At 58.9% G+C, this 12268-nt stretch carries 13 protein-coding genes; 9 read left to right on the top strand and 4 right to left on the bottom strand.

Features of this window, described 5'->3' with window-relative positions; genetic code table 11:
* Positions 1-357: 357 nt before the first annotated feature.
* Positions 358-1059, bottom strand: a complete 702-nt coding sequence (locus tag GSQ91_RS15865) for a CTP synthase (protein WP_158822734.1) — start codon at positions 1057-1059, stop codon at positions 358-360.
* Positions 1060-1418: 359 nt separating this feature from the next.
* On the opposite strand from GSQ91_RS15865, the gene thiC reads away from it, so the two are divergent.
* Positions 1419-2834: a phosphomethylpyrimidine synthase ThiC gene (gene thiC / locus GSQ91_RS15860; RefSeq protein WP_254064626.1), complete on the top strand. Its 1416-nt coding sequence runs from the start codon at positions 1419-1421 to the stop codon at positions 2832-2834.
* A 177-nt stretch (positions 2835-3011) separates the two neighbouring features.
* Here thiC and GSQ91_RS15855 read toward each other — a convergent pair whose 3' ends face one another.
* The 3 genes from GSQ91_RS15855 to mscL all read right to left on the bottom strand — a co-directional run bounded on the left by GSQ91_RS15855 (position 3012) and on the right by mscL (position 6796).
* On the bottom strand, positions 3012-3662 hold the full coding sequence (locus tag GSQ91_RS15855; protein WP_158822732.1) for a TonB family protein: 651 nt from the start codon (positions 3660-3662) through the stop codon (positions 3012-3014).
* A gap of 284 nt (positions 3663-3946) precedes the next feature.
* Positions 3947-6109, bottom strand: coding sequence for a M28 family metallopeptidase (locus GSQ91_RS15850; RefSeq protein ID WP_158822731.1), 2163 nt, complete (start codon positions 6107-6109; stop codon positions 3947-3949).
* A 285-nt stretch (positions 6110-6394) separates the two neighbouring features.
* Positions 6395-6796 (bottom strand): large conductance mechanosensitive channel protein MscL, encoded by a 402-nt coding sequence (gene mscL / locus GSQ91_RS15845; RefSeq protein ID WP_158822730.1) that lies wholly within the window; start codon positions 6794-6796, stop codon positions 6395-6397.
* A 93-nt stretch (positions 6797-6889) separates the two neighbouring features.
* Between mscL and GSQ91_RS15840 the strand changes: the two genes are divergently transcribed.
* The 8 genes from GSQ91_RS15840 to GSQ91_RS15805 all read left to right on the top strand — a co-directional run.
* Positions 6890-7582, top strand: a complete 693-nt coding sequence (locus tag GSQ91_RS15840) for a molybdenum cofactor biosynthesis protein MoaE (protein ID WP_158822729.1) — start codon at positions 6890-6892, stop codon at positions 7580-7582.
* Complete coding sequence (locus GSQ91_RS15835; protein WP_158822728.1) at positions 7579-8520, top strand: VWA domain-containing protein; 942 nt, start codon at positions 7579-7581, stop codon at positions 8518-8520. The genes GSQ91_RS15840 and GSQ91_RS15835 overlap by 4 nt, the downstream gene beginning before the upstream one ends.
* Positions 8521-8548: 28 nt before the next feature.
* Positions 8549-8839: an RNA chaperone Hfq gene (locus GSQ91_RS15830; RefSeq protein WP_158822727.1), complete on the top strand. Its 291-nt coding sequence runs from the start codon at positions 8549-8551 to the stop codon at positions 8837-8839.
* A gap of 32 nt (positions 8840-8871) precedes the next feature.
* The gene (locus GSQ91_RS15825) at positions 8872-9738 is read left to right on the top strand and encodes an inositol monophosphatase family protein (protein ID WP_158822726.1); all 867 of its coding nucleotides are present in this window, start codon (positions 8872-8874) and stop codon (positions 9736-9738) included.
* A 6-nt stretch (positions 9739-9744) separates the two neighbouring features.
* A complete protein-coding gene (locus tag GSQ91_RS15820; protein WP_158822725.1) occupies positions 9745-10233 on the top strand; it encodes an NUDIX hydrolase in 489 nt (162 codons plus the stop codon).
* Between the two features lie 121 nt (positions 10234-10354).
* Positions 10355-10615 (top strand): ferredoxin family protein, encoded by a 261-nt coding sequence (locus GSQ91_RS15815; RefSeq protein ID WP_158822724.1) that lies wholly within the window; start codon positions 10355-10357, stop codon positions 10613-10615.
* A gap of 151 nt (positions 10616-10766) precedes the next feature.
* Positions 10767-11513, top strand: coding sequence for a DNA repair protein RecO (gene recO / locus GSQ91_RS15810; RefSeq protein ID WP_158822723.1), 747 nt, complete (start codon positions 10767-10769; stop codon positions 11511-11513).
* A gap of 94 nt (positions 11514-11607) precedes the next feature.
* Positions 11608-12268 (top strand): glycine--tRNA ligase subunit alpha (locus GSQ91_RS15805; protein WP_254064622.1); only part of this gene is annotated, 661 nt, incomplete at its 3' end.

The following is a 12268-nucleotide window of genomic DNA, read 5'->3' as shown; positions in this document are numbered from 1 at the left end:
TCCTTAATAATGTCTAGCTTGGGATAACTTTTCGCTTGACCTTGAACTGCCGTCTCATAGAAGGGCTCGATAGATCTCTGGACGCTTTCCTGGGGCTACAGCATCCAGCGAGCAAACGACGCTCGCCGAATGCTTCCACCCCAGGCTGGTATATATCGCCCCTTTGGGGCTTGGATTTGGGTTTGTACAGAATGGATTCCATCTACTTCGTGACGCAAGCTATCAGCAGTGGAAGAAAAGGTTAGAACTGTATCGGTAATGTGGAGACTTTCGGGGTCCTTCGACTGCGCGTCTCGCAAAGTATGCGAGACGCTTCGCTCAGGATGACGCTTCAGATGTGGGTACATAAAGAGCAAACTAGTTCGCAAGGATAGCTTTTGTGAAGTCTCGAACGAGGGGTGGTAGTTCTCCTTTGAGGGCGCGGCGCTCTGGTTGAAAGAGTGTGCCGACAAAAAAGGGATGGTTGCGGAGTTCTCCAGCGCGCACCTCTCCTTCGAGACCTCGCGCAGTTGCCCAAAGATCGCCGGTAAACAGCGTGTGCTCGTATTCGGGATTGGGGCCATAGCTGCAACGGTAACCTTCGACGATTCTCGGTGTGCCATAGCTTCTGCTGAGAATGCTATCGGGTTCCAGCAGTAGCTCTGCCTGGGTTTCCACCAGCGAACAGCTCAGCGGTGCGATAAGCAGGTGCGAACTTTCCGGGTTCATCTCGGCGTGGGCGGCATCGATCATACCCAGGACATTTTGTGCGTACTCAAGCAGGGCATGCTGAAAGCCACCACAGGTCCCCAGGAAGGGGACATTTCGCTCGCGGGCGAACCGAATTGCCGACAAGGCTCCCTGGGTGTTCTGGTAGGGACTCGCGGGAACGCACCAGACACCCTGATAGGATTCGAGATCCTTCTCGGCCTGTTGAATGGTCACAGTTGGAACCCATGTGGCGTGGAAGCGGGTGCCGTGGTGGGTAGAAGCTAAATCGAGTGCTAGTGGAATGGCCTGATGGGCAGGCACAGAGGAGTCGTAATCTCCCACGAGGGCAATGGAGTATTGCAGGCTCATGGAACTTCAGTTTACATCTCGGCATCACGATAGGTGAATCGCAGTTTTCGACGACATAAGCGAAAAAACGGGAGAAAGCAGGTTCCTCACTGCGCTCGGAATGACAACCAGAAAAGCAAGAACAACATCCCTCTACCCCGTTTAAGTAAAGGTCTAGAAACGTTCGGCCTTGCGCTTGTACCCGAGCCGAATGTGGTGACCGTTTCTCTCCGGCGTATACTCATTCGATAACAGTGGGAACTACACCCTGCGGACAGATCCGCACGTTCCCGAGTGGGGGATTTTGATACATGAGCACTAACGGCAACGGCCACAGCAATGGCAATGGACACTCGCACGGCAACGACTACACGGTGCCGATGCCGCGCCAGGATTGGATCGTCAAGCGCAAGGAAGAGGCGGCGCGCACCGGCGATTGGAACATGAGCCAGATGCACTTCGCGCGCAAGGGCCTCATTACCGAGGAGATGGCCTTCGTCGCGCATAAGGAAAAGATTGCGGCGGAGCTCGTGCGGAGCGAGATCGCCAAGGGAACGATGATTATTCCGGCGAATATCAACCACCCCGAGCTGGAGCCGATGGCTATCGGCGTTGAGAGCCTGTGCAAGATCAATGCGAATATCGGCAACTCGGCGCTGGTATCGAATGTGGACGAGGAGTTGCGCAAGCTGCATACGGCCGTCCACTTCGGCGCGGACACGGTGATGGACCTTTCCACCGGTGGCGATATTCCGATGATTCGCGAGCAGATTATTCGCCACTCGCCGGTGCCGATCGGGACCGTTCCGCTGTATGAGGCGCTCAGCCGCGTGAAGAAGGTGGAAGACCTAAACATTGACCTGTATCTCGAGGTGATCGAGGAGCAGGCGCAGCAGGGTGTGGATTACTTCACGATCCATGCCGGTGTGCTGGTGCAGTACATACCCCTCGTGTCCAAGCGCATTACCGGTATTGTGAGCCGCGGTGGCGCGATCCTGGCGCAGTGGATGACCGCGCACCACAAGCAGAACTTCCTGTACGAGAACTTCGACCGCATTACCAAGCTGATGGCGAAGTACGACGTGAGCTACTCCCTGGGCGATGGATTACGGCCGGGTTGTGTGGCCGATGCCAGCGATGAGGCGCAGTTTGCAGAGTTGAAGACGCTGGGCGAACTGACGCGCCAGGCCTGGAAGGATGACGTGCAGGTGATGATCGAAGGCCCCGGCCACGTGCCGATGGACAAGATCAAAGAGCAGGTCGACAAGGAAGTGGAACTTTGCGACGGCGCGCCGTTCTATGTGCTGGGGCCGCTGGTTACGGACATTGCTCCGGGATATGACCACATCACCTCTGCGATTGGTGCGGCGATGATCGGCTGGCACGGCGCGGCGATGCTCTGCTATGTGACACCGAAAGAACATCTGGGGCTGCCGAACGAGAAGGATGTGAAGGACGGCATCATCGCGTACAAGATCGCAGCCCATGCGGCGGACATTGCGCGGCATCGTCCCGGGGCTCGCGACCGCGACGACGCGATCTCACATGCGCGCTATACCTTTGATTGGGACAAACAGTTTGCACTGTCGCTCGATCCAGATACGGCGCGTGGTATGCACGACGAGACCCTGCCTGACGACTACTACAAGGAAGCGGCGTTCTGCTCGATGTGCGGGCCGAAGTTCTGCTCTATGAACTGGTCGAGCAAGGTGGATAAGTTCAATGAAGAGGTCCATGGCTTGAAGAAGCCGGATTTGACGCAGATTGTGACGGAGCAGATGGCGCTGCGGAGCTAACGCGGAGTGTAGAGCGTAGAAAAAATAGAGGCCCACGCAAACGCGTGGGCCTTTGCTTTGGGGCATAACGTTTGTGGCAGCATTGGAGAAAAACGGGAGAAAGCAGGTTCGCTCACTGCGCTCGGAATGACAAACCAGAAAAGCAAGAGCAACGACAACAGCAAGGCAAGAACAGCTTTAGCCGTGTTCGTAGTGGAAGAGCAGTTCCTGCTCGCTCGCTACTGGGACGCCGTTGCGTGTTGCTGGCTGGAAGGTCCATTGCTGGATGGTTGCCAGGACGGTCTCATCGATGCCGTGTCCAAGTCCGCGAGCTAATGATGACTTTGCGATCCGCCCCGTCTGGTCGATGACCACATCGACAACTACATCCCCACGTGTGCCCGAAGGAAGTTGTGACAGGTCAGGCTTTGGGGAAGGGTGGACGACTACCAGTGCGAGGGTCGTATCCCCCTGGCCGAGCGCGTCGGCGCCGGTAGAGGCTCCTGTGCTTGTGGAGGGGGTGGCGGCAGAAGGGGTGATGGGCGCCGGAGTGGGGGTAGGTATGGGGCTAGGGACTACGGCCTTATTGGCAGGCTGCTTTTGCGTCTTGAGGGTAGACGGCGGAGCACTCTCGCCGGGTGAATAGGTGAGCAGCAGCCGGTGGCCGGTGAGTTCGCCGGGAAGTTGATTGGGGATAAGTTGCGGCTGACGGTGGTAGAGCAGGACGCCAAGAACGGACAGATGCAGGACGATCGATGCTGCAGCCCAGCGGCTGCGCACGCGACGGTCCCCAGAGAGTGTTAGCTCACCCTGTTGCAGCAGTGTCGTGCTGTACAGTTTTGTGTCCATGTCATTCCTGACCGTAGGGTACACCTTAGAACTTCAAAAAGTGCTGTTGTTTTGGACGTAGCAGCGGTCGAAAAGCCGCGGAAATAAATCTAGAAGAAGGGAATTTAGTCCCAGGTTCTTGCCTATGGCAGCAAAGAGCCCAGGGCTAAAGCCCAGGAAATACTTCATCCTATTTCCGCGGCCTGAAGGCCACTGCTACTCCGAAAAACAAAGGCAACAGCAAGAACAAAAGCAGATTCCCTACGGGAATGACAAAAAGAAAAGCAAATGCAAGATTACGCGCGCTACTCTGCGCCCTCGAGGATGGCTGCAGAGCGATTCAGGGCTGCTGCCAAGGCATCGAGTTGCGCCTGGGTACGGGGGGTGTCGACTTCGTCGATGCCTTCGTTGACGCCGGGAATGACTACCGCCGCGTAGCCAGTGAACTCACCTGGAGCGTAGATGGTGTGCTTGTACCAGGAGCGTTTGGGAAGGCCAGCGTCGTTGAGCAGTGCGGATTCGGCGTTACGGAGCGCCGCGTTCAATGAGGCTACGCCCGCCCCCTGTCCTGAAGAGGATTGCAGGCCGTAGGCTCGCGCGCCGGCTGCCGCGAAGCGTTTGGCTGCGGTGTCAGCGGCACTGAAGTCAACCGGCATCTTTGCCTCCGCTGAGCGTCTCTTTGCTGCTGCAAGATAGCCCACGACCTCGCTGCCGTAGAGCTTGTAGTCGTAGGGCAGAACATCGGTGTCGGCCATATGCAGCACTTCGAGGCCGAAGACGCGGGCCTGTTGCTGCTCGTAGACAAAGGTGGGGTCGGCATTCTTGATGAACCAGTTGTAGTTATCGAAGACCGAGTGATAGACGCCGTACGGGCCTCCGGAGCCGATGTCGGTGGAGGGCACGCCCAGATGCTGGATGAAGGGTGTGTAGTCGGAGCCGGAGCCAAGTGTGCCGATGCGTACATCGCTGCCGGCGGCCTCGGGATCACTCTCCTTGTGAGCGGAGGTTGTACGGCGGGAGGGCTCGTGTTCGCTCTTCTGCTCCTGCAGCCATTGCTCGTAGACGGTGCCGCCCCTGGGGCTGGGGACTGCGCGGGTAACTTCGCGGACGAACTCCTTGAGCGATGGTACGGCCGAGGCGTCGAAGTCCGGACCGGCCACGCCAACATCGGTATTGAAGTAAGCGACGGCGTGGGAGAGTTCTGCGGCGTGCATTTCGGCCCACTCGGTCGAGCCGACAAGGCCCTCTTCTTCGGCATCCCAGCTGCCGAAAATAATGGTCCGTTTCGGCTTCCAACCCTGCTGCAACAAGACGCCGAGGCCATGCACGGTTTCCAGCATCGCTGCTGTGCCGCTGTTGGGGTCGACCGCGCCGTAGACCCAAGCATCACGATGGTTGCCTGCGACTACCCAGGCGTTGGTATCGTCGCCTGGGATCGTGCCGATGACATCCCAGATCGTGCGGAGTTTAGTGTCCTGCTCGAGGTGCATATGCACCTTCACGGAGGCTGTGCCACCGAGGTGATAGGTGAAGGGAAGGCTACCCTGCCAGTCGCGCGGCGAGGCGGGACCGTCGAGATGCTGAAGGATCGGCGAGGCGTCCTGATAAGAGAGCGGGTTTGCAGGGATCAACGGCTGATTCCATTTGGCCGGGTCGGTGATGCGCTGCGAATCCGGCAGATCCGGTGTGGAGGCGACGCCGGGAGTCTCTGCGTCACCGGGATAGATGGGGAGGAACTGCACGCTGCCGCGCTGCACGCCGGAGGCTGGGCGATAGGGCCCGCGAGGATAGGCATCTCCCTTGGTGTAGCCGTCGTCTGCCGGATCGGAGTAGATGAGCACGCCCTTGGCGCCGTGCTGCTGCGCGATGTAGACCTTTACTCCGCGAAAGTTGCCGCCGTAGCGCACGATCACGATCTTGTCTTTGACGCTGATGTGCAGGTCGTCGAGCTTTTTGAAGTCCTCGCGGGTGCCGTAGTTGGCGTAGACAACTTCGGCGGTGACGTCGCCGGAGGGCGAGGAGCCGTTGAAGGCAGGCAGGATGCGGGGATCGTCCTGGAAGGGGTCGCCACCGTATTCTTTGGGATCGACGTGCTCCGGTGTGGGGCCGGACATGAGCTTCTTGCCCTGAGCGTCGAAGGCCTCGATCACAATCTTGACCGGCTTGTTCAGCAGCACTCGGAAGGGCACAATCTCGGTCTGCAGGCCCGCGGCTTTGAACTTTTCGGCGACGTAGAGCGCGGTCTTGTAGTCCTCGGGAGAGCTGGCCCAGTGGGGCTCGGCGGTGAGTATTTTGAGGTGTTCGCCGGCGAGTTTTGCGTCGGGAACGGCCATGAAGGTGGCGTCCCATTTGGCCTGCTGGGAGAAGTCGGTGTAGCCGAAAACTTTGGGGGTCTGGGAGAGAGCTGCGGAGGAGAAGAGTGCGGCGGCGCAAGAGCCTAGAACGAGGGTCGACAAAGAGCGAGTCATGAAGGGCTTCTCCGAAGTAGGGATGTGCTGTTGCCTTTGTTTCTGTCATTCGTCCTGAGCGCAGTCGAATGGAAGGGAATCTGTTTACTTCACGTGTCGTCTGCCACGTAAACCTGAGGGAGAGCAAAGATGGGCTGGAGCGGTTCGCTTCGCGAATGCCCACCTTGATGCAGAGCGTGATGCAAATGTTTGTGAAGCGCTCTGCATCAATGCCCACCTTAGCGACGATAAAGCCATCGCGAAGATGGGGCACCCGGATTGGTCGGTGGTGCGAGAAACAGGCTCTTAGGCGGCGACCGGCTGTGCGCAGAACTTGCAGCGAGTGGCGGCTAGAGGGATGTCGCTCTTGCACTCCGGGCAAACCTTGGTTGTCGGTTCTGCAACTGGGGCAGGATAGAACTTCTTCATCAGGTATTGTGTGGGGATCACGAGGAAGAAATAGACCACGCCAGCGATCAGCAGGAAGTTGATGACTGCCGTGAAGAAGGCACCGTACAGGAAATGGCCACCATGAACGGTGATGGATTGATCGAAGCTCGGCTTGCCGACGATGGCACCCAGAAGTGGGCTGATGAGGTTATCCGTTAGCGACTTAACAATGGCGGTAAAAGCACCACCGATAATGACGGCGACGGCAAGATCCATCACATTGCCGCGCAGAATGAAATCGCGAAATCCTTTAAGCATGGCCAACTCCTGTACGAGATACCCCGGGGGGCAGTTTCCCGGCGAGTATACCTCAAAGAACTCACGTATTCTCTGGAGATGCGTCCTTCCACCATGCGTGTGCATCTGGTTTCGTTCGGCCCCCTGAAGACGATCTTTCCTGAGGGTGGGTTGTGGCGTGAACTGCGTGTGGGAGAGTCGGTCGCGGGACTGTTGGCGTTGTTGCGTCATGAAGGTGTGGTTGCGGACGATATGTTGCGGTCGGCGGCGGTTGCGGTGAACCATGAATACGCCGGCCTGGATCAGGGGCTGTGCGATGGGGACGAGGTGGCCCTTCTGCCGCCTGTAAGCGGTGGCTCGGAAGTACTCGTCCAATTGGTACGGGGGCCGATCGACGCTGTGACGATGGAACGTGAGATCAAGGCCGGAGCCGATGGAGCGGTATGCGTCTTCGATGGGATAGTGCGCAACAATACGCGCGGCCGGCAGACGCTGCATCTTGACTACGAAGCTTATGAGGAGATGGCGCTGCGGCAGATGCACGAGCTGCGCGTGCAGGCTATTGCAAAGTTCGGCGTGCGCGAGGTGGCGATTGTGCATCGTCTGGGAAGGCTGCTGGTCGGTGAGACGAGTGTGCTGATCGCTGTGGCTTCGGCCCATCGCGGTGCGGCGTTTGACGCTTGCCGCTGGGTCATCGACACGCTCAAGAAGACGGTGCCTATCTGGAAGCGTGAGCAGTTCGTCGACGGGGCAGTGTGGGCCGATGGCGAGCCGTTTCCTGAGGGGATTGCCGAGGCCAAACGATGAGGCTGGCCGCCATCGCGCTGGCTTCTACCCTGGTACTGTCGTCTGTGCAGCAGCAGAGTGCGCCTATCGAGCGACATAATCCGGAGATTCCGACGATTCATGTGGAGAGCCGCCTGGTCAGTGTGGCTCTCAATGTTGTGGACGAGCATGGGGCGCCGGTGCCGGGGCTGACCATCGATGACTTCGAACTGGCCGAAGACGGCAAGCCGCAGCGCATCGCTAACTTCGATCGCGAATCTACGACGCCTCTGGAGATCGTGCTGGCCATCGATGCCAGCGAGAGCGTCTTCAATGACGAACACCTGGAGCGCGAGGCTGCGAAGAAGTTTATGGAGTCGCTGCTGCGCAAGCAGGACCAGATCGACCTGATGGACTTTGCGGACGATGTCGACGAGTTGGTGTCCTTTACCAGCGACGCGAAGAAGATCGATAGCGGTCTGGGGCGCATTCAGCATGGCGATGCTACGGCTCTCTACGATGCGGTGTATCTGGCGAGTCAGCGGCTGGCGGAGACGCCTTCCAGTGCCGGGCAGCGCCGCGTTGTCGTGCTGATCACAGACGGAGAAAATACGACGCATCATGGCAGCTACGACACGGCGCTGGAGCAGGCGCAGCGTGCCGGGGCGATGATCTATGCGCTGATTATCGTGCCTGTGGCCGCCGATGCCGGACGCAATACCGGAGGCGAACATGCGCTGATCCAGCTGGCTCGCGATACCGGAGGCAAGTATTACTATGTCGAAGATAAACACGACCTCTCGCCGGCGTTTCAACATGTGTCCGACGATCTGCGAACGCAGTACACAGTGGGCTATTATGCGCCGCGGAAGAGCCTTGGTGACGGTAATCTGCGGCACATCCAACTGCAACTGAAAGACCCTGCGCTGCGTGCACGCTATACGCTGCGGTACCGCACATCCTATTACGCAAACCGCTAACACCGTCGGTCGCCGTACAATCAAAGCTATGGCTACGACGAAAAAGCGGCATCATAAAGGGCTACCTGCAGGCGAAACAGGCCAGGAGGCGCTCTACCTGAAATCGCTCAGCGAGCGGCAGGTTCCGGTCTCGGTCAAATTGCGCGACGGCGAAGTCGTCAGTGGATGGATTGAGTACTTCGATGACATGATGGTGCGGCTTACGCGGGAAGGCAAGCCCAACCTCTTCATCTACAAGGCGCATATACGCACGATTACCGAGAATGCTGGTGCGAGCACTCGCCGCAGCGGTAATCGCGAAGAAGCCGCCGCCAACTGAGCAGCATCACAACAAGTCAACAGGGAGAGTTTGTGGCCGAACTAGTCGGGATTGCAGAGTCTATTGCGCGCGAAGCCGGAGCGTTGCTGCGCGAGTTCTATCATCGCGGGGTTGCGATGGAGTACAAGGGCGACGTCGACCTGGTGACTGAAGCTGACCGCGCCAGTGAGGCGCTGATTGTGGCTCGGCTGGGTGCGGCGCTTCCGGATCACGGCGTCTACGGCGAAGAGGGAACCCGGCAGGCGCTTGAAAGCGAGTTTCGCTGGTACATCGACCCTCTGGATGGAACGACCAACTTTGCGCATGGCTTTCCCGCGTTCTGCGTGATTCTGGGGTGTGAGCGCAGGGCTAAAGGTTTGGCGGCAACGGAGGATGGCGAGATGGTCGCTGGAGTGATCTACGATCCGCTGCGTGACGAGATGTTTTCTACCGAGCGCGGTGGAGGGGCCAAGCTCAACGGAAAGCCGATCCATGCTTCGCCCACGAAGACGCTACAGGAGTCGCTGGTGGCGACGGGTTTCCCGAGCCAGAAACGGCATCGCAGCCCGAACATCCACTTCTACCAGGAGTTCACGCTGCGCTCCCATGGCGTGCGCCGCGCGGGCTCGGCGGGGCTCGATCTGGCGTATGTGGCGTGCGGGCGGCTGGAAGGCTTCTGGGAGTTCAAGCTCAACCCGTGGGATACGTCGGCTGGGTCCCTGATGGTGGAGGAAGCTGGCGGCAAGATTACGCACTTCGACGGCGGCAAGTTCACACTCGACAGCCGAGAGGTCCTGGCGACGAATGGGCTGATTCATGGGGAGATGCTGCAGCTCTTCGAGGACATGTTTGCGGGGAAGAATTTGGGGTCGATTCCTACTCCGGCGGAGTTCGCGGCGAGACGGGCTGCCGCAGAGTAGCTTGTGATGAACCCGCCGAAAACAGATCCAACGGAAGCTCGCTTGCGGCGGTCGGCGCGGGTGCTTCTCTTCGATCCTGCCGGTGATGTGCTCTTGATTCGATTTGTGGCACAGCGTGAGGACGGGCCGTTTGCCTTCTGGGTGACGCCGGGTGGCGAGGTTGAGCCCCATGAGGATGATCGGGCAGCGGCTGAACGCGAACTCTTCGAGGAGTTGGGGCTGCGAGTTCCGCTTGCCGGGCCGGTGCATGAGGAGCACGGAGGAAGCTACGTGCATCTGGGAGAGACGGTGAGGAACTACGATGTGTTCTTTGCCGCCAGGTGTGAGCGCACCGCGCCACGGTTGTGCGGCGTGACCGAGGACGAGATTCGGCTGATGCAGGAGGCGCGATGGTGGACGCTGGAAGAGTTGAAGGCAACGGAGGAAAGGTTGTTTCCAGTGGAGATAGCACGTGTGGTGAGCGAGGCATATGCGCGTGTTGGAGCGTATAAATAAGGCCGATTCAGTCCGAGTTGTGAATTTCTTTAGGCCCTCAAATGGGTCTAGTTTGTTGATAGAATCAAGTTCTAATATTTTGTAGATTCGGTCGACGGTTGACCAAGGAGAGCAAAGAGACATGGCGTATGTAATCGCGGAACCCTGCATCGGCACGAAGGACACGGCTTGCGTGGACGCATGCCCGGTCGACTGTATCCACCCAAAGAAGGACGAGAACGACCACAGCGAGGCTGAGCAGTTGTTTATTGACCCGGTCGAGTGCATCGACTGTGGCGCGTGCGTTCCGGTGTGCCCGGTTTCGGCGATCTATGCCGGAGATGACCTGCCGGATAAGTGGGTTTCCTTCCAGGAGAAGAACGCGACGCACTTCGGTCGCTAAGGTTTTGGGATTTGAACGCGCGGCCTTCGGGTCGCGCGTTTTGCTTTCTGGGCGTGCAAACGAAAAACGGGAGGAAGCAGGTTCCTCGCGACGCTCGGAATGACAGAAAGAAAGGCAAGAGCAAAAAGGCGAGCGGTACGATAGAACCTGCATGGCTGAAGGAAGACTCATACCGCACCACGGAGAAGCGATTGTGCTGCGCACGTGGCCGTTTCATGAGGCGGACCTGCTCATCAGCTTCTTTACCCGCGACCAAGGCAGGGTCAAGGGTGTGGCGCGGCATGCCATGAAAAGCCGACGCCGCTTTGGTGGGGCGCTGGAACCTGCGACGCATGTTCGCGCGCACTATACGGAGCGTCCGCGGCAGGAGTTGGTGCGGCTCGATAACTTTGAGATCCTGTGGTCGCCTCTGACTGCTCCGATTGACTACCTACGCACCGCAGGTCTGCAGCTTGTGGTGGAGGTGCTCGAAGAGGCGATGCCGGAGCTTGCGCCCGAGGACAATATCTTCCGTCTCGCGCTGGCAACGCTCACAGCGATGGAGGCTGGCCGGGTGTGGCTGCCGGTCACCTACTTCTGCCTGTGGATGAACCGTCTGATGGGCTGGATGCCCGAGCTGGGGCACTGCACAGTCTGCGGGCTCGATCTGCGTGGGCAGACGGTGTGGTGGTCTCCAGCGGGCGATGGCGTGACGTGCCATGACGACCGCCGGGCGGGAAGCAGGGAGCTGAGAGCGGAATCGGTGGTGGAGAGCTACAGGATTGCGCGGTCGTCGCTACCACAGCTTGCGGAGGAGGCCTGGCCGGAGGGGCGTGCATCGGATCTGAGAGCGTTTGCGGTGGGCACGCTGGAGAGGCATCTGGAGCGGCGGTTACGGAGTGCGGTGGCGCTAAGCTAAAGTCGTTTCGACAGTGGTATAGAGAGTACCTCAGATGGGGCACCCGTCTGTGGCTCGCTCTACAGTTACGGCGGAACTGCTCTAGAATCGAAAGATGCCTCAGGTAGAAAACAAGAAGAAGGCCCTTACATTTCAAGAATTGCTGTTCACGCTACAGCGCTTCTGGGCCGAGCATGGATGCGTGTTGCAACAGCCATATGACCTTGAAGTCGGCGCGGGGACGATGTCTCCGGATACGTTTTTGCGTGTGCTGGGGCCGAAGCCTATCAGCATCGCGTATGCGCAGCCCTCGCGGCGTCCGGCAGATGGACGTTATGGGGAGAACCCCAACCGTTTGTTTCGTCACACACAACTACAGGTGATCCTGAAGCCGCCACCGGAGCGGGTGCAGGAGCTATATCTTGAGTCGCTGGTGGCGATTGGGATTGACCTGAAAGAGCACGACATCAAGTTTGAAGAGGACAACTGGGAGTGGCCTGTGGGAGGCGCCTGGGGCGTCGGCTGGCAGGTGATGCTGGATGGGCAGGAGATCACGCAGTTCACCTACTTCCAGCAGTGCGGCGGCATGGACCTCGACCCGATCTCGGGCGAGATCACGTACGGGCTGGAGCGCATCGCGCAGTTCCTGCAGGACCTCGACTCTATCTATGACATCGTGTGGTCGCGCGATCCGGTGACCGGCGCCGAACTCACCTATGGCGATGTGCGTCTGCACGAAGAGCAGCAGTTTTCGGCGTACTCGTTTGACTATGCCG

The organism is Granulicella sp. S156 (assembly GCF_009766105.1).
In the GTDB taxonomy this organism is placed as follows: Bacteria; Acidobacteriota; Terriglobia; order Terriglobales; family Acidobacteriaceae; genus Granulicella.
The sequence above is the reverse complement of the archived record's forward strand: the minus strand, read 5'-3'. Positions and strand labels throughout refer to the sequence as shown.

Excerpts from the sequence above, each read along its gene's own strand:
- GSQ91_RS15815 (WP_158822724.1), top strand. The coding sequence starts at position 10,355 with ATGGCGTATGTAATCGCGGAACCCTGCATCGGCACGAAGGACACGGCT.
- GSQ91_RS15830 (WP_158822727.1), top strand. The coding sequence starts at position 8,549 with ATGGCTACGACGAAAAAGCGGCATCATAAAGGGCTACCTGCAGGCGAA.
- thiC (WP_254064626.1), top strand. The coding sequence starts at position 1,419 with ATGCCGCGCCAGGATTGGATCGTCAAGCGCAAGGAAGAGGCGGCGCGC.
- GSQ91_RS15855 (WP_158822732.1), bottom strand. The coding sequence starts at position 3,662 with ATGGACACAAAACTGTACAGCACGACACTGCTGCAACAGGGTGAGCTA.
- mscL (WP_158822730.1), bottom strand. The coding sequence starts at position 6,796 with ATGCTTAAAGGATTTCGCGATTTCATTCTGCGCGGCAATGTGATGGAT.
- GSQ91_RS15840 (WP_158822729.1), top strand. The coding sequence starts at position 6,890 with ATGCGTGTGCATCTGGTTTCGTTCGGCCCCCTGAAGACGATCTTTCCT.
- GSQ91_RS15850 (WP_158822731.1), bottom strand. The coding sequence starts at position 6,109 with ATGACTCGCTCTTTGTCGACCCTCGTTCTAGGCTCTTGCGCCGCCGCA.
- GSQ91_RS15865 (WP_158822734.1), bottom strand. The coding sequence starts at position 1,059 with ATGAGCCTGCAATACTCCATTGCCCTCGTGGGAGATTACGACTCCTCT.
- recO (WP_158822723.1), top strand. The coding sequence starts at position 10,767 with ATGGCTGAAGGAAGACTCATACCGCACCACGGAGAAGCGATTGTGCTG.
- GSQ91_RS15820 (WP_158822725.1), top strand. The coding sequence starts at position 9,745 with ATGAACCCGCCGAAAACAGATCCAACGGAAGCTCGCTTGCGGCGGTCG.
- GSQ91_RS15835 (WP_158822728.1), top strand. The coding sequence starts at position 7,579 with ATGAGGCTGGCCGCCATCGCGCTGGCTTCTACCCTGGTACTGTCGTCT.